Source organism: Curtobacterium sp. MCBA15_007, assembly GCF_001864905.1.
Classification (GTDB): Bacteria; Actinomycetota; Actinomycetes; order Actinomycetales; family Microbacteriaceae; genus Curtobacterium; species Curtobacterium poinsettiae.
This window is the reverse complement of sequence record NZ_MJGM01000028.1, coordinates 1-21,948: the sequence shown is the minus strand read 5'-3', so window position 1 is coordinate 21,948 and position 21,948 is coordinate 1. Positions and strand designations below refer to the sequence as shown.

The 21,948-nt window shown below is 66.6% G+C and carries 24 protein-coding genes and 1 pseudogene; 18 read left to right on the top strand and 7 right to left on the bottom strand.

What is annotated here, in order from left to right; genetic code table 11:
* Window positions 1–163: 163 nt before the first annotated feature.
* The gene (locus tag BIU95_RS12435; RefSeq protein WP_071251816.1) at window positions 164–1,105 is read right to left on the bottom strand and encodes an ADP-ribosylglycohydrolase family protein; all 942 of its coding nucleotides are present in this window, start codon (window positions 1,103–1,105) and stop codon (window positions 164–166) included.
* A 91-nt stretch (window positions 1,106–1,196) separates the two neighbouring features.
* Between BIU95_RS12435 and BIU95_RS12430 the strand changes: the two genes are divergently transcribed.
* The 3 genes from BIU95_RS12430 to BIU95_RS12420 all read left to right on the top strand — a co-directional run bounded on the left by BIU95_RS12430 (window position 1,197) and on the right by BIU95_RS12420 (window position 3,122).
* Window positions 1,197–1,841 carry an NUDIX domain-containing protein gene (locus BIU95_RS12430; protein ID WP_071251815.1) on the top strand — a complete coding sequence of 215 codons (645 nt, stop codon included), beginning with the start codon at window positions 1,197–1,199 and terminating at the stop codon, window positions 1,839–1,841.
* Between the two features lie 91 nt (window positions 1,842–1,932).
* Window positions 1,933–2,523 carry a hypothetical protein gene (locus BIU95_RS12425; protein WP_071251814.1) on the top strand — a complete coding sequence of 197 codons (591 nt, stop codon included), beginning with the start codon at window positions 1,933–1,935 and terminating at the stop codon, window positions 2,521–2,523.
* A 5-nt stretch (window positions 2,524–2,528) separates the two neighbouring features.
* Window positions 2,529–3,122, top strand: coding sequence for a hypothetical protein (locus tag BIU95_RS12420; protein ID WP_139179780.1), 594 nt, complete (start codon window positions 2,529–2,531; stop codon window positions 3,120–3,122).
* Window position 3,123: 1 nt separating this feature from the next.
* On the opposite strand, the gene BIU95_RS12415 is transcribed toward BIU95_RS12420, so the two are convergent.
* A complete protein-coding gene (locus BIU95_RS12415) occupies window positions 3,124–3,552 on the bottom strand; it encodes a hypothetical protein (RefSeq protein ID WP_139179779.1) in 429 nt (142 codons plus the stop codon).
* Between the two features lie 94 nt (window positions 3,553–3,646).
* Here BIU95_RS12415 and BIU95_RS12410 point away from each other — a divergent pair, with 94 nt between their 5' ends.
* From BIU95_RS12410 to BIU95_RS18310, 8 genes and pseudogenes are all read left to right on the top strand, one after another.
* On the top strand, window positions 3,647–4,390 hold the full coding sequence (locus BIU95_RS12410) for an ATP-binding cassette domain-containing protein (protein WP_071251812.1): 744 nt from the start codon (window positions 3,647–3,649) through the stop codon (window positions 4,388–4,390).
* The gene (locus tag BIU95_RS12405) at window positions 4,390–5,682 is read left to right on the top strand and encodes a hypothetical protein (RefSeq protein ID WP_071251811.1); all 1,293 of its coding nucleotides are present in this window, start codon (window positions 4,390–4,392) and stop codon (window positions 5,680–5,682) included. Before BIU95_RS12410 ends, BIU95_RS12405 begins: the two co-directional genes overlap by 1 nt.
* On the top strand, window positions 5,679–6,284 hold the full coding sequence (locus tag BIU95_RS12400) for a hypothetical protein (protein ID WP_056068139.1): 606 nt from the start codon (window positions 5,679–5,681) through the stop codon (window positions 6,282–6,284). The genes BIU95_RS12405 and BIU95_RS12400 overlap by 4 nt, the downstream gene beginning before the upstream one ends.
* Window positions 6,266–6,853, top strand: coding sequence for a hypothetical protein (locus BIU95_RS12395; protein WP_071251810.1), 588 nt, complete (start codon window positions 6,266–6,268; stop codon window positions 6,851–6,853). The genes BIU95_RS12400 and BIU95_RS12395 overlap by 19 nt, the downstream gene beginning before the upstream one ends.
* Window positions 6,854–7,216: 363 nt before the next feature.
* Complete coding sequence (locus tag BIU95_RS12390) at window positions 7,217–7,705, top strand: N-acetylmuramic acid 6-phosphate etherase (RefSeq protein ID WP_071251809.1); 489 nt, start codon at window positions 7,217–7,219, stop codon at window positions 7,703–7,705.
* Between the two features lie 44 nt (window positions 7,706–7,749).
* Window positions 7,750–7,827 (top strand): annotated as a pseudogene (locus BIU95_RS19225) (hypothetical protein); the annotation flags it as partial.
* 488 nt (window positions 7,828–8,315) lie between these two features.
* Window positions 8,316–9,254, top strand: coding sequence for a PTS transporter subunit EIIC (locus tag BIU95_RS18945; RefSeq protein WP_368086289.1), 939 nt, complete (start codon window positions 8,316–8,318; stop codon window positions 9,252–9,254).
* 508 nt (window positions 9,255–9,762) lie between these two features.
* Window positions 9,763–10,800, top strand: a complete 1,038-nt coding sequence (locus BIU95_RS18310) for a phospholipase D family protein (protein ID WP_175470768.1) — start codon at window positions 9,763–9,765, stop codon at window positions 10,798–10,800.
* On the opposite strand, the gene BIU95_RS17785 is transcribed toward BIU95_RS18310, so the two are convergent.
* Window positions 10,793–12,580, bottom strand: a complete 1,788-nt coding sequence (locus BIU95_RS17785; RefSeq protein ID WP_083389363.1) for an N-6 DNA methylase — start codon at window positions 12,578–12,580, stop codon at window positions 10,793–10,795. The two genes, BIU95_RS18310 and BIU95_RS17785, sit on opposite strands and share 8 nt — an antisense overlap.
* A 153-nt stretch (window positions 12,581–12,733) precedes the next feature.
* Here BIU95_RS17785 and BIU95_RS17780 point away from each other — a divergent pair, with 153 nt between their 5' ends.
* Window positions 12,734–14,422, top strand: coding sequence for an AIPR family protein (locus BIU95_RS17780; protein ID WP_083389362.1), 1,689 nt, complete (start codon window positions 12,734–12,736; stop codon window positions 14,420–14,422).
* A gap of 111 nt (window positions 14,423–14,533) precedes the next feature.
* Here the strand turns inward: BIU95_RS17780 and BIU95_RS12365 are convergent, their stop codons facing one another.
* The gene (locus BIU95_RS12365; RefSeq protein ID WP_071251804.1) at window positions 14,534–15,466 is read right to left on the bottom strand and encodes an NADP-dependent oxidoreductase; all 933 of its coding nucleotides are present in this window, start codon (window positions 15,464–15,466) and stop codon (window positions 14,534–14,536) included.
* Window positions 15,467–15,605: 139 nt separating this feature from the next.
* On the opposite strand from BIU95_RS12365, the gene BIU95_RS12360 reads away from it, so the two are divergent.
* Window positions 15,606–16,178, top strand: a complete 573-nt coding sequence (locus BIU95_RS12360) for a hypothetical protein (RefSeq protein ID WP_071251803.1) — start codon at window positions 15,606–15,608, stop codon at window positions 16,176–16,178.
* Between the two features lie 76 nt (window positions 16,179–16,254).
* Here the strand turns inward: BIU95_RS12360 and BIU95_RS12355 are convergent, their stop codons facing one another.
* The 3 genes from BIU95_RS12355 to BIU95_RS12345 all read right to left on the bottom strand — a co-directional run bounded on the left by BIU95_RS12355 (window position 16,255) and on the right by BIU95_RS12345 (window position 17,800).
* Complete coding sequence (locus BIU95_RS12355) at window positions 16,255–16,734, bottom strand: hypothetical protein (RefSeq protein WP_071251802.1); 480 nt, start codon at window positions 16,732–16,734, stop codon at window positions 16,255–16,257.
* A 36-nt stretch (window positions 16,735–16,770) separates the two neighbouring features.
* Complete coding sequence (locus BIU95_RS12350; protein WP_175470767.1) at window positions 16,771–17,151, bottom strand: hypothetical protein; 381 nt, start codon at window positions 17,149–17,151, stop codon at window positions 16,771–16,773.
* Window positions 17,152–17,248: 97 nt separating this feature from the next.
* On the bottom strand, window positions 17,249–17,800 hold the full coding sequence (locus tag BIU95_RS12345) for a hypothetical protein (protein ID WP_139179777.1): 552 nt from the start codon (window positions 17,798–17,800) through the stop codon (window positions 17,249–17,251).
* A gap of 175 nt (window positions 17,801–17,975) precedes the next feature.
* On the opposite strand from BIU95_RS12345, the gene BIU95_RS12340 reads away from it, so the two are divergent.
* Genes BIU95_RS12340 through BIU95_RS12320 form a run of 5 tightly spaced genes read left to right on the top strand, consistent with a single transcriptional unit; the run spans window position 17,976 to window position 21,717 of the window.
* Entirely contained in the window at window positions 17,976–18,815 is an 840-nt protein-coding gene (locus BIU95_RS12340; protein ID WP_071251800.1) for an ABC transporter ATP-binding protein, read from the top strand.
* Window positions 18,812–19,609, top strand: a complete 798-nt coding sequence (locus tag BIU95_RS12335) for an ABC transporter permease (RefSeq protein WP_071251799.1) — start codon at window positions 18,812–18,814, stop codon at window positions 19,607–19,609. Before BIU95_RS12340 ends, BIU95_RS12335 begins: the two co-directional genes overlap by 4 nt.
* A 29-nt stretch (window positions 19,610–19,638) precedes the next feature.
* The gene (locus BIU95_RS12330) at window positions 19,639–20,841 is read left to right on the top strand and encodes a sensor histidine kinase (RefSeq protein WP_139179775.1); all 1,203 of its coding nucleotides are present in this window, start codon (window positions 19,639–19,641) and stop codon (window positions 20,839–20,841) included.
* Window positions 20,838–21,470, top strand: a complete 633-nt coding sequence (locus BIU95_RS12325) for a response regulator transcription factor (RefSeq protein WP_071251797.1) — start codon at window positions 20,838–20,840, stop codon at window positions 21,468–21,470. The genes BIU95_RS12330 and BIU95_RS12325 overlap by 4 nt, the downstream gene beginning before the upstream one ends.
* Window positions 21,471–21,528: 58 nt before the next feature.
* Window positions 21,529–21,717, top strand: a complete 189-nt coding sequence (locus BIU95_RS12320) for a hypothetical protein (protein WP_071251796.1) — start codon at window positions 21,529–21,531, stop codon at window positions 21,715–21,717.
* Window positions 21,718–21,948: the final 231 nt, after the last annotated feature.

The following is a 21,948-nucleotide window of genomic DNA, read 5'->3' as shown; positions in this document are numbered from 1 at the left end:
ACGCGGCGTCGCCTGACGGCGTCCGGCCTGGAGGCCCGACTCACCTCCGCTCCACCGCCCGCGCTGCCGATGTGGTCGCCTCCAGAGCGGTGGGCCGGCCCCACGAGAACGACCAGCCCGACGGCGGAGGCTCCCCCCACGGCAGCCTCCGACGCCGGTCCGGTCAGACGGCGAGCGCCTGCTCACTGAGCGCGACGAGGTCATCGGCGCGCAGGTTCGGCCAGCCGTGCAGCAGCTCACGCCACTCGGCCGGCAGCGACGACGCTCCGTACAGCGCACCCGCGAGGCCACCGGCGATCGCGGCGACCGTGTCGGTGTCGTTGCCGGTGCGGACTGCGCGGATCAGGGCGTCCTCGAGCGAGGAGCTGTGCTTGACCGCGGCGTAGGCGGCCTGCAGGGCGGACACCACCCACCCGTTCGACTCCGTGAAGTCCACCGGCTGCGAGTGCTCGGCAGTGACGATCCGTTCCACCCACAGTCGTCTACGGTCCAGGTCGAGCAGGTCGATCCCACGCAGGAGGTCGAGCTCGCCGGTCAGGACCGCGTGCCGGATCGCCGCGCACCAGAGCACGCACGCGTCCCCCGCGTCCGACTCGTAGTGCGTCAGGTCACTGATCGCGCGAGCCGCAGCCGCGAGCCGTTCCTCTTCGCCGACGTCACCGCGCAGGAAGGCGAGCACCAGCGGTGCGGTCCGCATGAGCGACCCGTTGCCGGCAGAGCGGCCCTTGGAGTCGTGCTCCCGCCGGGCCGCAGCCCGCGCGACGGAAGCGGTCCGCGCCTCCAGACCGGTCAGGACGTTGCGCGTCTGGATGCCGACGTCGGGCGCGTCGACCGACCACGCTGCCCAGGCGGCCACCAGGCCGTCGAGGGCTGGCTCCGACGCTGGGTCGCCGCCGCGGGCGACCGTGCGGAGGATCGGCACGGCCATGCTCGTGTCGTCGGTCCACTCCCCCGGCGCCCAGCCGAAGGAGCCGCCACCGGTCATCGTGATCGGGGTCGGCTCGGGCACTGCCGGACGGAACTCGTACCCGGCGCCGAGGGCATCGCCGGCGGCGGAGCCCAGGACGGCACCGACGGCTCGGTCGTGGATCTGCGGGTTGGTCATGTGGACCTCCGGATCGGGTTTACGCGGGATTGCGTAAAAGCGATCCTGCACCACTCGCCACGTTTGCGCAAGTGTGCGTAAACTCGCGGGCATGACCGACGAGTACCGCGACGCGAGCGGCCGGCGCCTGACGGACTACCCGCGGCCCTCCGTCGCCGTGGACACCGCCGTGTTGACCGTCCCCCCGGGCGGACCGCTGTCCGTCGTGCAGGTCCGCGATGCCACCGAGGGCGACTGGCGACTGCCGGGAACGTTCGTGCACGAGGGTGAGCGGCTCGCGGATGCGGTGCTGCGGTCACTCCGCCAGAAGGCAGGGGTGAGCGGGCTCGCACCGCAGCAGCTCCACGTGTTCGACGATCCGGCGCGGGACGACCGTGGGTGGGTACTGTCGGTGGCGCACCTCGACGTCGTGCCGGCTCATGCCCTGGACCTGGACGAGCCCCGGGTACGGCTCGCGCCGGTGGTCGAGGCGCGCGGGATGGTGCACGGGCACGACGACATCCTCGGGTTCGCGGTCGCTCGGCTCCGCTCCGTCTACGGCACTACCCCGGATCCACACGTGCTGCTCGACGAGCCGTTCACGATGTCGGAGTTGCGGCAGCTGCACGAGGCGGTCCTCGGCAAGCGCCTGCTGCCGGACTCGTTCCGGCGTGCCATGCTGCCGAAGCTGGTCGCGACGGACACGAAACGGGCGGACGGGCCGGGGAAGCCTGCGACGCGGTACCGGCGGGAGTGACGGTTCTGGTTCAGAATCCCCCGGGGTCGTCAACCGGAACCGTCAGCACGCCTCGAGAACACCGTCACGCGCCTCCTCGTAGGGTGAGCGGGTGGAGGAAGACGAACGGATCATCCGGCGCGCGCGGCGTCGCACTGCCCTGGTCGTGTCGATCGCCGCGGTCGCGGGTGCAGTGGCAGGTTGGGCAACCTCGCGAGGCGAGGGCGGCTGGACCGTCGCCCTGGCGATCTTCACGTGCGTCGCGATGCTGGCCGGCATGGCCGGGATGCTCTCCTTGCTCCCCACAAGCGCACACGCATCGTCGATCATCACGCAGGCGACCGAGGGCCTGACGAGAGACCGCCGCAGGGCCATCCGCTCGGGCGTTCCGCTCGCGGAGGACGCGGGCCAGGAACTGCAGCACCGTGCGCTCACCCTCGCCCGCGGGACCGCCGTGTTCAACGGGATCTTCCTGGGGCAGGGATTCCTGCTCCTCACTGCGGTCGCGGCTCCGCACTTCGCTCGTGTCGTCAGCGACGGCGGCGGTGTGGTCTTCAGCCGGGTCGTCCTCGCGCTCTTCGTCATCGAAGTCGTGTTCCTCGTGCCGCTGCTGGTCACCCGACATCGCCGAGCTCGGCGCTACGCCGAAGCTGCCACGGCCGAGAACGAGCGCCGCGCTCCTGCGCCGGCCTCCGTCGCATGACGTCCGTGACCGGAGCGCCGCTCGCCCCCGAAGCCGTTGCTCGCCGAGCCTGGCGCAGAACCGCCGTCATCGTCGCGATCGGTGTGGTCCTCGGTGCGATCGGCGGATCGCTCTTCGCCCGGCAGGACAGTGCGCTCGAGACCACCCTCGCGATCCTCGGCATCGCTGCGGGAGTGGGTGGCATTCTCGGAACCTTGTCGATGATCGCCACGACGCTCCGCCGATCTTCCGACATGCAAGCGCCGATCGATGGCCTCTCGCGCTTCGGCCGGAAGACGCTCGCTCAGGCGATCGCGAGCGGGACCCCGATCGAACCGGCCGACTCCGACCTCGCACGACGGGCATTCGACCTCGCTCGTCTCCGCGCTGCCTACCAACCGGTCGCACTCGGCCAGTTCCTGCTGCTCTCCGCGGGGATCGCGGGCCCGCAGATCCCGAACCTGTTCGACGACAACTCGTTCATGGCTGGCTTCAGTCGCATCATCTGCGTGGCCCTCCTCGTCGTGGCTGCGGCCATGTCCCCCGTCATCCTGCGTCAGACCCGGGCTGCACGACGCTACGTGCAGGCGGCCACCGAAGCAGCCGCCCGCCAGCGCTGACTCAGTAGGCCTGCCGCACCCGCGACACCGACAGCCGCAGAGCGGGCTCGTACGAGGAGCCGTTGAGCGCCGTGATCGTCCAGTGGTACCGATCAGGCCGGGTCATCACGCCCCAGTCGCTCCGGCCGCACTTGTTCACCTTCGACCCCATGCTCTTGTCCGGCAACAGGCCGCGCTCGTCGTAGAGCCGGACGGTGGCGGATCGGAATCCGCTCGCGTTCCCCGAGATCCGGCAGCTCGCGAACGTCGTGGCAGTCCGCACCTTGTCCTTGTGCGAGTCCTGCCAGCTCCTCGAGTTCTTGCCGATCGCGACACCGGTCAGCTTCGATGACCAGGAACCCTCGGCGAACGCCGGCGCTGCCGCGAACACCGTGGCGGCCATGACTCCCCCTGCGACGGCTGCCGCGAGACGACGACTGAGATTGACCATTGCACTTCCCCCTTGAGGTGACGGCCCGGGCTGTCCGAGCCGAGTGCACGCTACTGTACGGTGAAACACCAGTACAAGGTTTCAAGGGGGCGCAGTGGGCATACAGATCGACGAACTGACTTTCGGGTACCGGCGGGACCACACGGTGCTCTCCGGGTTGTCGACGGTGTTCCCGACCGGAGCGAGCGTCCTGCTCGGGCCGAACGGCGCTGGCAAATCGACCCTGCTCGGACTCGTCGCCGACACGCTCCGTCCCCGCACCGGGACGATCAACATCGAGGGACTGGGGGAACCGGGGACGCGCCGAAATCGCCGACGGTACCGCCGCGGGGTCGCATGGCTTCCGCAGCGGAGCGGCGCCTTCCCGGGCCTGACCGCTCGAGAGCACGTCGCCTACTGCGGCTGGTTGAAGGGCCTGTCGCGCGCCGACGCCTGGGATCGCTCGACGGCCGCCCTGACCGCCGTCGATCTCGCCACCCGAGCCGACGCACGAGCGTCCTCGTTGTCGGGCGGCCAGATCCGGCGGCTCGGCGTTGCCGGCGCGCTGGTGTCCGGCGCACAGTGGATCCTGCTCGACGAACCGACGGCCGGACTCGATCCGGCACAGCGCGCGCGGTTCGCGCGGGTGATCCAGAACCTGCCGACGGAAGTGTCCGTCGTCGTCTCGACGCACCAGACCGAGGACGTCGCCGCGACCTACGACAACGTGACCGTCCTCGTCGACGGCCGGGTGCCGTTCGCTGGTTCGGTCGCGTCGTTCACCGAGCCGTTCGCAGACCTCTCGTCCGCCGAGGCGATCACCGCTTCGTACGCGCGGTTCACGAGCGAGGACGACTGATGCGCCCGATCATCCCGTGGCGCAGCCGAGCAGCAGTGTGGCTCCTCATTCCTGGGCTGCTCGGCGTCGTCACGTACGGCGTGCAGTTCGCAGATGAGACGACGGTCGCCGGCTACTGGCCCGCCGCGATGGCCGGCTCCGCGATCTACCTGGTGTTCTCCTGCGGCATCGCTGCCACAGCTGGCGCCTGGGAAGGGAAGCGCTTCCGAGCTGGGGTGCCCGTCATCGAGTCCAGCAGCCGATCCAGTGCAGCGGTCGTCACCGATCACCTGTGGACACCACTGGCCGCCGGTCTGTTGCTCCAGCTCGTCGCGGTCGCACTCATGAGTCGGGACACCTGGGGCGCTCCCGGTGGCCCGTCGCCCCTCGTCGGTCTGGCCTTCGCGGGGATCCTGTTCTTCCACAGCTGCATCGGATTCGCACTGGGGCGGTGGCTCCCGCCGGTGGTGTCCATCCCGCTGAGCCTGCTCGTTTCGTACAGCTGGCTCGGCTTCACCTGGTCCGTGGACTACTTCCCACTCCGGTACCTCGCCGGTCTCGTGATGGCGGACTGCTGCTCGGTGGAGACCGCGCTCGACATCCGGGCACCGGTCATCGTGACGGCGTTCAGTCTGCTCGCCGGGTGCAGTCTGCTCGTCATCGCGGTCGCTCGACGCTCGAGTGGTGAGCGTGCGCGCCGGTTCGGACTCCAGATCGGCGCGAGCTCGTTCGTCGTGATCACCCTCGTCGCGCTGACCAGCGGCTCCGGCCTCGGCGCGGCACCGATCGTCGACCGCCCGCAAGCGCAGGCGATCTGCAGCGGCGCGGCGCCCACGATCTGCCTCTTCCCGGAGCAACGCGCCACCGACGACTCGCAGTCGGTGATCCGGAAGGCCGCGGAGAACCTCGGCCGCTCGGGCATGAAGGTGCCGTCGACCATCCGGGCGAGCAACGCGCCGTCGACGCCCGACGTCCTGAACATGATCGTCCAGGTCCGGATGACCGACGCGGACGTGCTCCACAGCATCACGACCTCCTTGCTCGGCGACGCCGAGGTGGCGTACTGCGGCGCCGAGGAGGACGACGCCGAACGCCTCAACGATGCCGCTGTCGCCGACCGATGGCTCATCGACGTCGCCGCCGAGGGCATCGTGAACGCCGACCAGGTGGAACCCGCCCTCGAGCTGGACGACCCCGACGTTCTGCGAGACCTCCGTCGTGCTCCGGTCCCCGCTCAAGCCGCGTGGGTCACCGCGACGATCGACCGGCTGACGGATTGCTCGGTCGGCCACATCGCGGAGCCGTCCTCGTGATCTGGTGGCTGCGTGTCCACCGCACCCTGCCGCTGCTCGGACTCACGACGGCCCTGACGGTGCTCTCGATCGCGCTCGGCCCGATCGGCATGCTCTTCCCCTCGTTCGGCGGTGGCGCACCCTTCGCGATGATCCCCGTCGCTGCGGTCGCTCCGCTGGTGCTTGCGATCGCGGCGGGTGCATCAATCAGTCGCGCACCGTTCCCCGCTCCGACCCGACGGACCGACCTGCTCGAGCTGAGCACCGTCCTGGTGGTGATCGGACTGGTGTGCGCGATCAGTACCGTCAGCCTCGCCCTCGGCGCAGACCCCGCTGTCTCGCTCGCCACCATCCGCAACACGATCGCGTTCTGCGCGCTCGCAGTGGCCAGCCGCGCGGTGCTCGGTGATCGCTACCAATCCGTGCCGGGCGTCCTGTACCTGCTCGTCGCAGGGCTGTTCGGACGCGGAATGCCGGATCGCCCTGCCGTCTGGGCCGGCGTCGTCACAACCAACACCGAGCTCACCTACTGGCTGTTCGTCGCACCGATCGTCATCGTCGCGGCCGTCGTCACGGTCGGGCGATCCGCTCGTAGGGTGGGGGCATGGGGGAACTCGAACTGAAAGCACGGCGAGCCTGGCGACGGACGACCCTGCTCGCACTGATCGGAGCCGTCGTCGGCGCCGTCATCGGCGGGCTGCTGGCCACGACCGAGTCGGGCGCTGTCGCAGTCCTCACCGTCGTCGGCTTCGGCGCGTCCGTCGGTGGCCTGGCCGGTACCTTCTCGATCCTCGCAACGACGATCGGGATGTCGACCGCGATGCAGACCACAACGGCGGGGCTCTCCCCTGCGGGCAAGCGCATGGTGACGCAAGCGATCAAGACCGGCAGCCCGATCCAGCCACCCGAGTCCGACCTCGCCCTCCGAGCACGCGAGCACGCACGACTGCTCTCCACCTACCAGCCGCTCGCCCTCGGCCAGTTCCTGCTGCTCTACGTCGGCGTCGCCGGCATCCAGTTCCCGAGGCTCGCGGACGAACATGTCTTCGGCTCGGCGTTCCCCCGGTTCCTCTGCGCAGCGCTACTCATCACCGCACTGATCATGACGCCGATCCTGCTGCGAGCGGTTCGTCGGTCGCGGCGGTACCTGCGGGCGGCGACCGTCGTGGCTTCCCCGGTCTCGCGGGCCTGACGAGGACGGCCGCCCGCACAACCAAAGCGCGTCTGAGCCGCACGATTCCGCGGCGCGACCTGACTCCCGTTGTGCGAACCGGAACCGGAACCGGAACCGGAACCGGAACCACTGAACCGCAGCCACCCGCCCACCACGTAACACGCAAGCTACTTTCAGCACTGGCGCTAGTCCGCTGGCCATCGCCCTGGCGGCTGACTCGATCGCCGCAGCCGTAGCGCGCGGCGGCCGACTCGTCTCCGTCGGCGCCGGCACGCCGGGCCGGCTCGGCGTCCTCGACGCCAGAGAGTTCCCGCCCACCCTCGGTACGACGAAGCGGCCGCTGTCCGCGACCTCGACGCGCTCGGCCTGACGGCCGACGACGTGGTCGTCGGGATCAGCGCGTCCGGCAGGACGCCCTACGTCATCGCAGCCATCCTGGAGGCCCGTCGCCGCTCCGCCCTGTCGGTCTCCGTCGCGTGCAACCCCGACTCGGCCGCGGGGCGGGAGGCGGACATCGCCATCGACGTCGTCGTCGGCCCCGAGTTCATCGCCGGCTCGACCCGCCTGAAGGCGGGCACCGCGCAGAAGCTCGTGCTGAACATGCTCACCACGCTCGCGATGGTGCGCAGCCACAAGACGTACGGCAACCGCATGGTCGACGTGCGCGCGACGAACGCGAAGCTCGTCGCCCGGGCGTTCTCGCTCGTGCAGGACGTCACCGGCGCTCCCCCCGCCGAGGTCCAGGCAGCGCTCGACGCCTCGGACGGCGAGGTGAAGACCGCCATCGCCGTGATCCTGACCGGCGCCTCGGCGGCCGACGTGCGTGCTCGCCTCGATGCTGCTGCCGGCTCGTTGCGTGCCGTGCTGTAGACCCCGTTCCCTTTTCCGTTTCCCCTGCCCCGAGGAGCACAGCAATGCCTGATGCACAGCAACTCGCCCAGCAGATCCTCGACGCCGTCGGCGGTTCCGCGAACATCGCCGACGTCGAGAACTGCATGACCCGCCTGCGGGTCGAGGTCGTCTCCGACTCGTCCGTCGCGCTCGAGGACCTCAAGGCCACCGACGGCGTGATGGCCGCCATCGCGGCCGGCTCGAACCTGCAGATCGTGCTCGGCCCGGGTCTCGTCGACCGCGTGGCCGACGGCCTGGAGGCCCTACGCGCGGCCGCCCCGCCGGCTGCGGCTGGTGGGCCTGGTGCGTCGCCTGACGAGCTCGCTGCTCGCGGTGCGTCCATCAAGGCGACCGCGCGGGCTCGTTCCGATGGCCGCACCATGCGCGCGATCCGGAAGATCTCCGCGATCTTCATCCCGCTCATCCCCGCGCTGATCGCCTGCGGGCTCATCGCCGGGATCAACGGCATCCTGACGAACCTCGGGTGGCTGCCCGGAGTGACGCCCTTCCTCGGCGTGCTCTCCAGCGGTTTCCTGTCGCTGCTCGCCGTGTTCGTCGGGATGGCAGTGCTGTCGAAGAGCGTGTCGCGATGGAGTTCGGCGGCACGCCCATCCTCGGCGGTGCCGTCGGCGGGATCATCGTCGCGGCCGGCGTCGCGAACGTCACCGTGTTCGGCGAGCCCCTGGCTCCCGGGCAAGGCGGTGTGCTCGCTGCGCTGGCGGGCGGCATCCTCGCCGCCTACGTCGAGCGGTTCATGCGGCGCGTGACGCCGGACGTCATCGCGCTCATCGTGGTGCCGACCGTCACCGTCCACGTCGCCGGGTCTGTGACGCTGGGGATCCTGATGTCCGTCGCCGGTGTCGTCTCCGTCGCGATCGGGACAGCTGCCACCTGGCTACTCGCGAACGGTGGGGCCTTCGCCGGCTTCGTGCTCGGTGGCCTGTTCCTGCCCCTCGTCATGACCGGGATGCACCAGGGGCTCATCCCGATCCACACCACCCTGATCGACCAGACCGGGTGGACCGTGCTGCTGCCGGTGCTGGCGATGGGTGGTGCCGGGCAGATCGGTGCGTGCATCGCGCTGTGGGTGCGGTTCCGGTCGAACGCATCGCTGGTCCGGACCATCCGCGGTGCGCTGCCGGCCGGGTTCCTCGGTGTCGGCGAGCCCCTGATCTACGGCGTGACGCTCCCCCTGGGTCGGCCATTCATCACCGCGTGCATCGGTGGCGCCTTCGGTGGCGGTGTCGTCGGACTGTTCGACCAGCTCGGGCACTCCGTCGGGGCGACCGCCATCGGGGCCTCGGACCTGTCGCTCATTCCGCTGTTGAACGGCTCGTCCGGCTACGGGTGGGCGCTGCTCGGGTACGGGTCGGGGCTCGTGGTGGCCTATGTCGTGGGGTTCGTGGCGACGTTGTTGTTCGGGGTGTCGGACTCAGTGCGCGTCGACCTCGACGCCCAGTCGAACACCGCGCTCCGCGGTCGCGCGGATACGGACACGCCGCTCGGAGTCGGGGGCATCGGCAGATGAACCGCCGATCATGCAGCTCACCCTGCCGGCAAAAACGCGATACATCTACGGATATTCACCTTCAAGCGGGGTCCCCAACAGCCGAACCTCTCGCAGACTGCTGGCATGAGCTGGGCGGCTCAGACATGAATGGCCGGTGCTCACGCAGCCCGGGGCCGCAAAACGCAGCTCCCCAAACAAAGGATGCAGCCATAGATCGCCGAGGCAGGACGATCGCTCCCCCGGAGCTGACCCACGCCACAGGCGACGAGGATGAGCACCGCGAGGACCCGAATCCGTCTCTGGTGCAAGCGAGCGCAGGCACCGACACTTGATCTAAGGTCATATGGCAGGCATGATGCGAAGAAGCAACACGACGACCGAATCAGGAAGCCCAAAAGTGCGCATAACACCGCTACTACAACCATATGTGCCGGCCGACACGGCCCTGGCCGTTCTTCAGCGGTGGCTCGCCGAGCGTCCAGCAGGCAGAGTTACAATGGTTAGCGCTTGGGGAAAAGCGTCCGCATTGTCCCTACTCGACGAATCCATCGGTTCTTTCAAGGCCAACGGCGGAAAGTTGGAACTGTTCCTCGGACTGAGCCAAGGCGGCGCTACCGAACAGGGCCTAGAAATGGCACTGGACCTTGCGAGCAAGACGTATGTCGTTTTTGATCCCTCCGGTCGCACATTCCATCCGAAGCTCTATCTTCGTCGAGACGCGCGGAGCTTTAGCGCCCTAATCGGATCACAGAACCTTACCGCCGGTGGGCTACAAACAAACTACGAAGCCGGACTGCTGATAGAGGGGGCTTCTTCCAATCGAGACGATATGGAGGTCCTGGGGACGCTAGAGGCCTACATAGAAACTTTGAAAGCAGACGTTAATATCTGCAAGCCTCTCGACGATCGCCTTCTCAAAGCACTGATTGCCGACCCGGCAATTCCAATCGGTAGCGAGGCAATCTCAGAGAACGAGACCCTTTCCACCAAACGCGCGGGAGCAGAAACAAGCCTATTTGCCCCCTCCGGCATGCAACTCGTATATGGGCACAGGCGGAGGCGGACGACGGCCAAATCAACCCACGAGACACAGCTCCGTGGAGAGGTCAATACGTTACGTCAGTACGAGGTCGAACCGAGCACCGGGGCCTTCTGGTCAAAGAGGCTGCCACGATCCGATGCAATGCGGCTTCCAAACGCCCACCCAACTGCCCACCTCGCTCTCACGCAAGCAGGCTATCCAATCGATCCGGCAGTCTACTTTCGGAACGAGTTCTTTGCGGGCTGTGAGTGGATTCCGACATTCGACGGCGGCCGGCCTCGGGAAGAGGCACTTGTGCCATTCACCGTAAGTGGGCTTTTCAGATTCGACCGGACCCTGCAGCTTCAGGTCGACCACACACCAAGCTGGCAATCCTCGCAGGGCAACAGGGCCACCTCTATCCGCTGGGGGGATCTATTTCCCATTCTACGAGAAGAGATCGACGTGACCGGGCTCGAGCTTGTGATCGAACGCTCAGTCCACAACACTTTCAAAATGACATTCACTCATAACTTCAATTAGGCCGGACTCTCCAATGGCGAAGCCGTTCGGTGGCCTCGACAATCATTTGCACGTTTTCGACTCCGGCCCGGTTTTCGAGCGCCGCACGGCCCGAGAGGTAGGCATCCTCGACATTTCCCGAGTTGAGCGCGCCAGCGATATGGAAGAGGTCCGAGTCAGGCCTTCCCAGATCGGACACCAGGACAGAGTTAGCTTCATTCGGTACGAGAACCATGACTCCACCACCGAGCGAATGCACTTCAGAGGCAATCGACAGTTGCGTCAAGGGCGAATACCAATTCAATACAAACTGCTCGACGGACCCGCTTCTGAGGTAGCCACATAAAAGGCTGTTCGATGCCGTGAGCTCCGCGTCATTGATCAAGACAAGAGGGCTTTCACTGAAAACCGTCATAATGAGGTCGGGAATCTCGACCGTGGGGACGCGGAACCAGGGGTCCCGTCTGCTCGCCTTGTACCCACTAGAAACGCCAAGTTGTTCGCCGTACCTGATGTAACGAAGTTCACCATCGGACAACTCACCGTCCGTGGGGAGCCAAAGCTCATCCACCGCGCTTTCGGGAAGATTCGAAGTCGATAGTCCGTGACCCTTCAGTCGCCGCCCGTTTGTAATAGACTTTCGCAGCGATGCTGTCGGTAGATTATATGCTTCCGCAATGCCGCTCTGTGGATGGAAGAAGTCCTTATCTCCGGCGACGTAGCCGATACGAAAGCGCATGAGATCGCTTGCTGGTGTCAGTGAGCCAGCAAACTCTTCCTGCAGCATTGACCAAACATCTGAGCCCGCGAGGGCGCGCTGAAAGCTTCGCTCCCCAGAAACAATTTTCGAGATTTGAATATCCGACCGCACATTCGGACGCGACTCGATCAGATCTAGGACAGATTCGTAAGCCTCAAACTTGACACTTTGAGTTACACCCCCATGCCCACTAGCAAGCAAGAGTATGACGTCCTGATTCAGATCGGGAAACAAGCGCTGTCGAACTCTCACCACTTGAAGTTCTTCGAACTGTGTGGATAGCCATCCCCAGTACTTACGAGCGTATGTCACATAAGTAAAATCTGATGGGAGCACCATCGCGAGCATTCCGCCGCGGTTCAGGAACGATATAGAATGTATGAGGAACGGGAGCCAAAGACTCGCCGACGGAGACAGTTGTTCCCCGGTCGATTGCAGAACGACCTTTTGCGATCGCCGCTTTGTTTCCTCATCCAAATGTCGAAGCCGCACGTAAGGCGGGTTCGCCATGACGGCGTCAACTGGCTCGGGTTCCAGCGCAAGGAAATTTCCGGGGCGAATCTCAGAAGGGAGCAAATCGGACGCAAGGCGTGCCCGTTGGACGGCCTGCGTATCGAGTTCCGCGCCGATCCACGCCACACGCTCCAAGCCGAGTTTTTCGGCCTGCTCATTCACCGCGACTATAAACGCAGCATCACCGAAACTTGGTTCGAGAAAGCTTCTAGCTCCCCCCCGGAGTAGCCAGTCCGCGAGAAAATGAGCAGTATCAGAGGGCGTGTAGAAGCGGCCTGCAGCACGATCGCGAGCCAGAGTGACGGTCCGCTTATTCGAGAAGTCCTCATGGTGATACCGCGCAGCTTCGCGGCTGACTTCCGAACGCAACCACACAGCTCCCCCGTTGAGTTGGGCAACTGGAGCGGGCAGCCAGGACACTTGTCGTCGGCGCCAGCTCCTAATAGTCGAGGCCGACACCTGGAAGATGCTCGCGGTCTGCGCCACATCGACTAGCTGCTCGGTCGAGGATGACGTTGGCTCGTTCACCGCTTGATTCTACTGCAACGCAGGCGTTGCACTGGCCGGCTCACCATGAACGTGTTGGGTAGTGAGCTCGTCGGAGGTCATCGGTACGGCGACGAACCCCCACTATGCGGGTCATCGGTCCCGCGTCCTTCAAACCTGTGTTTTACTCACTGAATGACTACAGCTTGGGATGCCCTCAACGAAGACTTCGCTCCCCACAAGATCGGCAACAGAACAGACAGTACAGCCATGCTGGCTTGGTACCTGCGCAATGTCGAACGCCTCGATGATGAGTATATTTCGGACTACATTTGCGACGGGAACGGCGATAAGGGAATCGACGCACTCATGGTGAGTGACAGCGAATCTGAGATAACTATTTATCAAGCCAAGCGCATGGATTCTCCGTCCAAGACGCAAGGCGACAAGGATCTGAAGCATTTTGTGGGTGCTGCTCAATATTTCGCGTCGGAAGAGACCGTTCGAGGACTTTTGGAAAGCAAGCCCCGCGACGAGCTTCGCCGCCTTCTACTTCGAAATGACGTCCAGTCCAAGGTCGCTCAAGGGTATCGAGTTAAACGCCTCGTTTATGTGACCAATGCCCTCCTTGACAGCTCCGGAGACGGCTACGTCGATGCGATGGCCACTCAGCAGCCAAGTCTCGATGTGTGGGATCAGACTCGACTTGCAGCTGTGGCGGAACGGGTACGACGGGAAGGTATGCGGCCTGAGCGAGTATCGCTCCGCGCGACAACTGCCCCAATAATCGACGATCTAGGAGGCAAAGCGAAACTCGCTGTCGCTCTGATCTCGGCCAAGGAGCTACTGAACCTACCAGGAATCGCCGACATGACGCTGTTCAGTCGTAATGTTCGCCTCTCCGCCGGCAACACCAGGATCAATCGTGAACTCGCCGAAACTGTGGATAACGCTGCTGAGCACGATATTTTTCCCGCTGCTCACAACGGCATAACGATGCTCACGCTTGGGCTTGCCGCTCGCGGGAAGACCATAAAACTGGATTCCGTGAGTGTAGTGAATGGCTGCCAGTCCATGCTTGCCCTGCATAAGGCCGAAAAGTCGCTCTCCGATTCCTTGAAGTTGTTGGTGAAAATTGTCGAACTTCCAAGTGCGAGTAGCGACCTGAGTGACACCATCACTTACCGCGCGAATAATCAAAATGCGGTTAATATGAGGGATCAGCGATCAACGGACACGACTCAACTCGATCTTAAGCGTCAAGTCACAAAAGCTTTCCCCGGGACATTCGCGTACGTCATCAAGACCGGGGAACTGACCACTAATCTCGAAGTTCTCGACAACACCTTGGCAGCGCAGCTCATTGTTGCAGTCTTCCGTCAACGGCCGTGGGCGGCCGTACGAAAGGTTCGCCTGTTCGACGAGGACTATCACGAGGTTTTCAAGCAGGACATCACGGCATACTCACTACGTTTCCTCTTTTTGCTCAATGCCGCCGTTGAAGCGGCTCGTGACGACCTGAAAGGTGAGTTGCGCTCCTCTTTTGCATCAGTGAAGTTCACCCTTGCCTCGCTGACTACCGACCTTCTTCGGTTGTCGGCTCATGGCATCGGACTGATAAACGACCCTGCCAAGTGGATTCCGGAACGAGAAGATCTCGTACGAGAGAAACTGATTTCCTTGGCACGCGAAGTAGTGACTCACCTGAACGCGTACGTTGATGATCAGCAAAAGTTGGCGGCCGAAAATAACCTCGATTTCGATGCGAAGACGGTTTTCAAGAGCCAGCAGGGCGTAAGCCCACTCCAAACTAGGGTCACGATGTTGGGGCGCTGGATGGGTGACCGCGATAAAGAATATCTGTTCAACATCGCCCCGGTCTGAATCGCGACGTTCGCCACAGTTCTGAAGACTGCGGGCGAACGCGAACCATGAGCGGCAGGAGGCGCGGCACCAACCGGCACCGCGCCTCCCGTCCGTCACACCAGCGTCAACTCACCACGTCAGCACGAACCGCCCCCGCGTCCCGCCCGCTTCCAGCCGCTCATGCGCCTCCACAGCCCGCGCAACCGGCAGGACCTCGGCGACCCGCGGCGTCAACGTCCCACTCTCCACCGCATGCCGCAGCTGCTCGAGCTTGTCGAACGACCGGTACTCCGAGAACACCATGACCTGCACGAACTCGATCCCCCGAGCCCCGTTCCCCTGCCACCCCCGCACATCGAAGAACACTCCCCCGTCGCGAACGGCGTCCGTGACCTCGTCGCGCTGCACCGCAGCATCGGCGAGCGCATCGACCCCGTCCGGCACGAGCGCACGGACAGCGGAGGCGAAGGAAGCACCTCGCGGCACCACGTGGTCCGGCCCGAGCGACCGGACGAGTGCTTCGTCCGCCGGAGCAGCATCCGCGATGACGGTGAGCCCGGCGGCCTTCGCCAGCTGCACCACGTAGTTCCCGAGCAGCCCAGCGGCCCCGGTCACGGCGAGCGTCTGCCCCGGCGCGAGCGAGGCGTGCGACAGGATCTGCAACGCCGTCAGCCCGTTCATGGGCACGGTCGCCGCAGCCTCGATCGACGTCCCACGAGGAATCCGCACGAACGACCCCACCGGCGCGACGAGCTCCTGCACGTAGGCGCCACCGTGGGCGCTGAGCGGCAGCGCGATCGCCATGACCTCGTCGCCGACCTCCCAGCCGGTGACGTCGGGCCCGACCTCGTCGATGACGCCGGCGGCGTCCATCCCCGGCACGTACGGCGGCGAGGCCTCCGAGCTCTCCCGCTGCCCGGCACGCACCCCCGTGTCGGTCGGGTTCACGGCGAACGCCTGCACCCGGATCCGCACGGATCCCGCGCCGGCGTGCGGCTCCGGCACCTCGTGGACGGCGAGGGCCTCGGGCCCTCCGAACTGTTCGACTCCGACGACCTGCATCCTCCCGGTCTACGCGCACGTTGCTTGACGCAACCTGACGCGACCACCCCACGGCCTGGAGGCCCGGCACCACCCCGCCCCGCGCCTCCCGCCCGTCAGGGGGTGCGGTCCACGGCACGTGGTGCGCCATGCTGGCACCGTGCGTTTCGACGAACTCCTCACCCGGTCCGACGGTCCCGCGATCGCCGAGGAGCTCGCCACCCTCCGCAGACCCGCCCGGTACGTCCTCGAGGGCATCCACCAGGAGTCCCGGCAGAAGTACTGGCAGTTCCGCGTCGACATCGACGAGCCCGCGCAGACCTGGACGCTCGTCCGCCAGCGAGCCAAGCCGGTCTCATACCGCGACGGCGTGCTGCACGACCCCGACGACGGTCCGGACGAGATCTCGTTCGCCCGGAGCATGGTCTCCGATCCCGTCGTCCGGATGGCCGTGCCCGATCTGATGCTCCGGTGGGGACGAGGCCTCGAAAGCTTCCACCCGATCCTGGTCCAGCACATCGGCGAACATTCGATCCTCGTGACCTTCGAGCACCGCGGGGACCCAGCGACCCGCACGACGCTGGTGATCGACGAGCGCGACGGCATCGCCCGCCGCTTGTCGGAGTACGGCGAGGCCACGATCATCACGAGCGTGCGGACCGCCGAGCCGGACGAGGTCCTGCCCCGCGCCCGCTTCGTGCAACCGACGGACTGGATCCGCCCGCAGTACTGAGGTCGTGACGGCTCCGGTTCGCGATCCCCGACGATCACGAACCAGAACCGTCAGAACTCATTCGTCATCAGGGCCGTCACCGGTAGTCGTCCGGGTCCCCGAGCACGCAGCGCGAGTCCACATTGACGTGCGCGCGGATCTTCGTGGCTGCGATCGACGCACGAGGCTTGCCGTCGGCGCGCGCGACCACGGCCGACACGTCGCCCGTCGCTGCATCCATCTCGGTCTGCGTCGTTGCGAGCTCGTACCCTTGCTCTCTCCAGTGTTCACCGGCCTGTTCGATGAGCACCTGCGGGTCGTCCGGCCTGTCCACCTCGACGTAGTAGCTGAACTGCACCGCCTTCTGCCCGTCGACCTCACAGTCGTTCGCGACCGGCCTCGGGACTTCCTGTGGCCATGTGTCGGGAGCGAGTTCCAGGACCGACCGGAGTTCGGTCACGGCCTGCGAGCGCGCTTCGTCGATGGTCATGGTCTTGCCCGGCCCTGCCATCCCGCACCCCGACAGCGCGAGGATGATCGTGCTGGCCAGAGCGGCAGCGGTCGTCGGCTTGTCCACTCGCCTCGTCATCGGAGCCGCCCCGCCTCGACGCCGTCACTCGTCGTCATCGTGCACCGACCCCGTTGCGCACGGAGAGGTCACTTGCACCGCGACCGACGTCGAACTGATCTGGTACGCCGCTCCTGCCGCACCGTCCCGGTCGGCAGTCGCCGAGTAGAGCATGCCCCTCGCACCGAAGTCTGTCTCGGACGGCGATACTCGAAGGCCTTCCGACTCCCAGAACTGCCGGAGTGACTTCGCGGTTGCCTTTGCGTCGTTGTCGACCGACACCGGGAGGAAGTAGGCGAAGCGGACGCCGTCATCGCACTGCTCGACGGTCGGTTCCGGGGTGTCGGGCCACGGCACGTCCACGGCCTTCTCGGTCTTGCGGAGCAGTTGCAAGGCTTCGGCCTTCGCGTCCTCGGGGGTGTGCATCGATTGGTTCCCTCCTGCACAGGCCGTGATGCCCACGGTCAGCAGACTCGCCGTCAACACGACGAGCCCGATGCGTTGCTTCGCCATCACGGCAGGGTCACCTTCGCCACGGCTGTTGTTCATCGTCCGGAGAGCCAGCAACGCACCGGGAGTTGACGGAGACGAGTGCGTTCCCGTTCGTGATCTCGAAGGCTGCGCCCGCCTTGTTGTCTGCCTTCGCCGTGGCTGCGTACACGGTCCCGTACTTCGCCCCGAACTCCTGCTGGCTCCGTTCGACCTGGAGTCCCTTGGAACGCCAGAACTCGGCCAGGGAGTCAGCGAGTTCGGTCTGCTTCGAGGTGACCGGGGCATGCACCATGTACTGGTAACGCACACCCTCGGAACACTTCTTGCTGACTGGGTCCCCGGGCGACGACCAATCGAGGTCAGTGGACGTCGTGGTGTGGTCGAGCAGCGCCAGGGCATCTTTCTGCGTTTCTTCCGGGGTCATGCTCTTCGCTCCGCCCGCGCATCCAGCGAGCACGATCGTGGCGGACAGCAGGGCTACCAGCACGGCGAGCAGCTTGCGGATCGGAGCATGAGGAGGGGCGTCGAGCGGGCTCCACGACACTGTCAGATCGCCCATCATCTCCCCCGTCGCGGCCTGCACCACATCCCCGCCAGCAACATATCAGACGAGTTGCCGGACGCAACGACCCGTGCAGCGTTCTGGGCACGACCGACCCGCACCGCGCCTCCCGGCCTGCACCATCCCCCGATCGGACGATGCCGACACCACCGCACCGGCCGATCCGCCACGGCGACCCGACGACGAAGCTGGACCCATGCCCGAGTCCCCCGCCATCGAGGTCCAGCACCTCGGCAAGCAGTACGCCACCGGTAAACGCGCCGTGGACGACGTCTCCTTCACGATCGAACGCGGCGAGACCTTCGCGCTCCTCGGCCCGAACGGTGCCGGCAAGTCCACGACGGTCGAGATCCTCGAGGGGTACCGCTCCCGCACCGCCGGCGACGTCCGCGTCCTCGGCCACGATCCCGCACGGACGAGCCGCAGCCACAACGCACGTATCGGCATCGTCCTGCAGACCAGCGCGGAGTCCCCGAACGTCACCGTCGCCGAGCAGCTGAACCACTTCGCCACGCTGTACCCGAAGCACCGCAGCATCGAGGAGCTCCTCACCGCGACGGGACTCGAGACGCAGCGCAACACTCGGATCAGCCGGCTGTCCGGAGGCCAGCGCCGCCGCGTCGACGTCGCCCTCGGCATCATCGGCCGCCCCGAGGTCCTGTTCCTCGACGAACCGACCACGGGCTTCGATCCCGAGGCTCGCCGGCAGTTCTGGGACCTCCTGCGGCAGGTGCAGCACGAGGGCACGACGATCCTGCTCACCACGCACTACCTCGACGAAGCCGCCCAGCTCGCCGACCGGGCCGCGGTCATCGCCGACGGGAAGCTCCTCGACCTCGCACCCATCGACGAGATCGGGGGTGCCGAGGCCCGCACGCCCCGGGTCCGCTGGCGCGACGACGGCGGCGAACACCACGACGAGCGCACCACCGACCCGACGGCGCTCGTCCGCAGCAGCACCGCACCCATGCACGACCTCGAAGTCATCCGTCCGTCCCTCGAGGACGTCTACCTCGACATGGTGGGACAGCAGTGAAGACAGCAACCAGCCGCATCTCGTACGAGATCCGCACCTACTTCCGCGCTCCCGACTCGGTCTTCTTCACGTTCCTGTTCCCGATCATCATGTTGGCGCTGTTCTCGGTCGCGTTCTCCGGCGCCGCCGACATCCAGGCCGGCCCCGGCGTCAGCGCCGACTACGCCACCTACTACCTGCCCGGCCTGGTCGCGACGGGCATCCTGCTCTCCGGCACGCAGTCCCTCGGCGTCGACATCGCCGGCGAGCGCAGCGACGGCACGCTGAAGCGTCTCGGCGGCACGCCCTTGCCGGTCCTGTCGTACTTCGTCGGCAAGATCGGCATGGTCCTCGTCACCACGCTCGTGCAGACCGCACTGCTGCTGGCGATCGCGAGCCTGGTGTTCGGCGTCGACCTGCCGACCGACGCGGGCCGGTGGGGTGTCTTCGCCGGGGTGATGGTCCTCGGGATCGCCACCAGCTGCGTGCTCGGCATCGCCGTCTCGGCGCTCCCCCGCGAGGGGCGCCGCGCCACCGCCACCATCGTCCCGATCGTGCTGGTGCTGCAGTTCATCTCCGGCGTCTACCTGCCCTTCACGCAGCTCCCCACCTGGTTGCAGGACATCGCGTCCGTCTTCCCCCTGCGCTGGATGGCGTCCGGCATGCGGTCCGTCTTCCTGCCCGGTGCGTTCGAGTCGGGTGAGCCGGGAGGCGCGTGGCACCTCGGCCTCGGAGCCCTCGTGTTGGTAGCGTGGCTGGTCCTGGGCACGGTGGCCTGCCTGTTGACGTTCCGTTGGAACCGCAAGGACGCCTGATGGCGCCCCGCTGGTGGGATGCTGGGCACATGAGCGGTGAGACGTGGATGCGCAACCGGTGGTTGCACGTGTTCTTCGCGGGCACGATGGCCCTCACCGCGGTGATCACCGTGTTCGGCTGGTCCCCGTGGTCGATCCGCTGGCCGGCGTACGCCGCGGTCGTGGTGCTCGTCGTCGCCTACGTCGTGTTCGGCCACCGCGGCTACGACAGCCCTCGTGCCGCCGCGGCCTTCCTGCCGCTGGTCCTCGTCGCGGCCCTGGTGTTGCCCGCCGTGGTGCCGAGCACCGCGTTCGTGCAGTGCATCGCGTTCCCGCTCGTCTGGGTGCAGTCCGAGCGGGTCCGCACCGGCGTCCTGCTCTCGGTCGCGGTCGGCATCGCGAGCGGAATCGGCCTGCAGGTCTCCGACGGCCCGGACGCCCTCGTCAGCACCCTGCTCATCGAGGGCATCAGCGTCATCGGTGCCTGCGCGATGGGCGTGTGGATCTCGAGCGTCGCCTGCCTGTCCGAGGAGCGCCGCCAGCTCCTCGACGAACTCCGCGCCACCCAGCAGTCCCTCGCCGATGCCCACCGGAGCGCGGGCGTCGCGAGCGAACGGGAGCGCCTGGCCCGCGAGATCCACGACACCGTCGCGCAGAACCTCGCCGGCATCGTCATGCTCACCGAGCGCGCCCGCAAGGACCTGGCGAACGACCGGGGAGCGGCGCTCGACGAACGGCTGGCGGTCCTCGAGGAGTCGGCACGAGCGGCGCTCGAGGACTCCCGCGCCCTCATCGCCGCCGGGGTCGCCGGTGCCACGAGCGGCAGCCTCGCCGGGGCACTGCACCGGCTCGCCGAGCGGTACACCCGTGAGACCGGCACGCCCGTTGCCGTCGACGCGACCGACGGCCCGCTCGACCGTGACGCCCAGGTCGTGCTGCTCCGGGTCGTCCAGGAGTCCCTCGCGAACATCCGCGCGCACGCCGACGCCCGTTCCGTCCGGATCGTCCTGCGGCACGCGCCCGAACACGTCGGCGTCCGCGTGACCGACGACGGCGTCGGCTTCGACACCGGCGTCCCGACTGCCGGACACGGGCTCCGGGGCCTCCACGAGCGGCTGGCGCTCTCCGGCGGTACCTGCACGATCACGAGCACACCGGGCGGCGGCACCGTCGTCGACGCGAGCATGCCCACCGGACCCGAGCCGAGCCTCCCGGCCGTCGAACGCCACGTCCTCGCAGAGGTGACCCGGTGATCCGTGTCGTGGTCGCTGACGACCACCCGATCGTCCGGTCGGGCATCGTCGCGCTGTTGCAGGACGCCGACGACATCGTGGTCGTCGGTCAGGCCAGCGACGGCCGCGCCGCGGTGACGGTGGCGCTGGCCGAACGCCCCGACGTCGTGCTCATGGACCTCCGGATGCCGGTGCTCGACGGCGATGCGGCGACGGCGGAGATCCTCGCCGCCGACCCAGGCATCCGCGTCCTGATCCTGACGACGTACGAGTCCGACGACCAGATCCTCGCCGCCATCGAGGCCGGCGCCACCGGCTACCTGCTGAAGGCAGCCCCGGAGTCCGAGATCCTCGCCGGCGTCAGGGCGACCGCACGGGGCGAGACCGCGCTGGCACCATCGGCGGCCGCAGCGCTCGTCCGCCGAGCAACGGGATCCCTCCCCGCTGCTGCCGGCCCGTCGCTGACCCCGCGCGAGCTCGACGTCCTGCGCCTCGTTGCCCAGGGCAACAGCAACCCGGCGATCGGGCGCGCACTGTTCCTCAGTGAGGCCACGGTGAAGACCCACCTCGGCCACGTGTTCGAGAAGCTCGGCGTGAGCGACCGCACCCGTGCGGTGATCCGCGCGATGGAGCTCCAGCTCCTCCCCTGATCAACTCCGCAGTCAGGCACCGCTGATCACCGCAGCGCACCCGAAGGGCATCGACGTCGTGCTCCAGCGCATCCACTATCGCCAGAGCCCGACGTACACCAGTCCGCCGAAGACGACGGACACCCCGCCGATCGCGATCAGCCAGATCGGTGCGCTCATGCTCGACGTCCCCGGTTCTTCGCAGTCCCCCCGGCTCCGGCCCTACGACTCCGTGCACGACGGGGATCTTTCCCTGCAGCGCGTGTGACGGCTCCGGTTCGCGATTCCCGACGATCCTGAACCAGAACCGTCACCGGGCAGACAAGAGACCCGGTCCCGCGCAATGGACCTGACCACGGCGCAACGACGCACACAGCGTGCCGGTGCGCACCGCAGGCATGACCACCGCCGTCAGATCGCTCAGAACAGCTCCGTAAACGCAGAAAACCCCTGACCATGAATGGTCAGGGGTTCCCTGGTGTTACTACGTTAAGTCCGG

What these genes read in the sequence shown, in the direction of transcription:
- BIU95_RS17780 (WP_083389362.1), top strand. Translation starts at nt 12,734, where the DNA reads ATGACTACAGCTTGGGATGCCCTCAACGAAGACTTCGCTCCCCACAAG.
- BIU95_RS12395 (WP_071251810.1), top strand. Translation starts at nt 6,266, where the DNA reads ATGGGGGAACTCGAACTGAAAGCACGGCGAGCCTGGCGACGGACGACC.
- BIU95_RS12350 (WP_175470767.1), bottom strand. Translation starts at nt 17,151, where the DNA reads ATGCACACCCCCGAGGACGCGAAGGCCGAAGCCTTGCAACTGCTCCGC.
- BIU95_RS18945 (WP_368086289.1), top strand. Translation starts at nt 8,316, where the DNA reads ATGGAGTTCGGCGGCACGCCCATCCTCGGCGGTGCCGTCGGCGGGATC.
- BIU95_RS12340 (WP_071251800.1), top strand. Translation starts at nt 17,976, where the DNA reads ATGCCCGAGTCCCCCGCCATCGAGGTCCAGCACCTCGGCAAGCAGTAC.
- BIU95_RS12365 (WP_071251804.1), bottom strand. Translation starts at nt 15,466, where the DNA reads ATGCAGGTCGTCGGAGTCGAACAGTTCGGAGGGCCCGAGGCCCTCGCC.
- BIU95_RS12430 (WP_071251815.1), top strand. Translation starts at nt 1,197, where the DNA reads ATGACCGACGAGTACCGCGACGCGAGCGGCCGGCGCCTGACGGACTAC.
- BIU95_RS12330 (WP_139179775.1), top strand. Translation starts at nt 19,639, where the DNA reads ATGAGCGGTGAGACGTGGATGCGCAACCGGTGGTTGCACGTGTTCTTC.
- BIU95_RS12435 (WP_071251816.1), bottom strand. Translation starts at nt 1,105, where the DNA reads ATGACCAACCCGCAGATCCACGACCGAGCCGTCGGTGCCGTCCTGGGC.
- BIU95_RS12415 (WP_139179779.1), bottom strand. Translation starts at nt 3,552, where the DNA reads ATGGTCAATCTCAGTCGTCGTCTCGCGGCAGCCGTCGCAGGGGGAGTC.
- BIU95_RS12405 (WP_071251811.1), top strand. Translation starts at nt 4,390, where the DNA reads ATGCGCCCGATCATCCCGTGGCGCAGCCGAGCAGCAGTGTGGCTCCTC.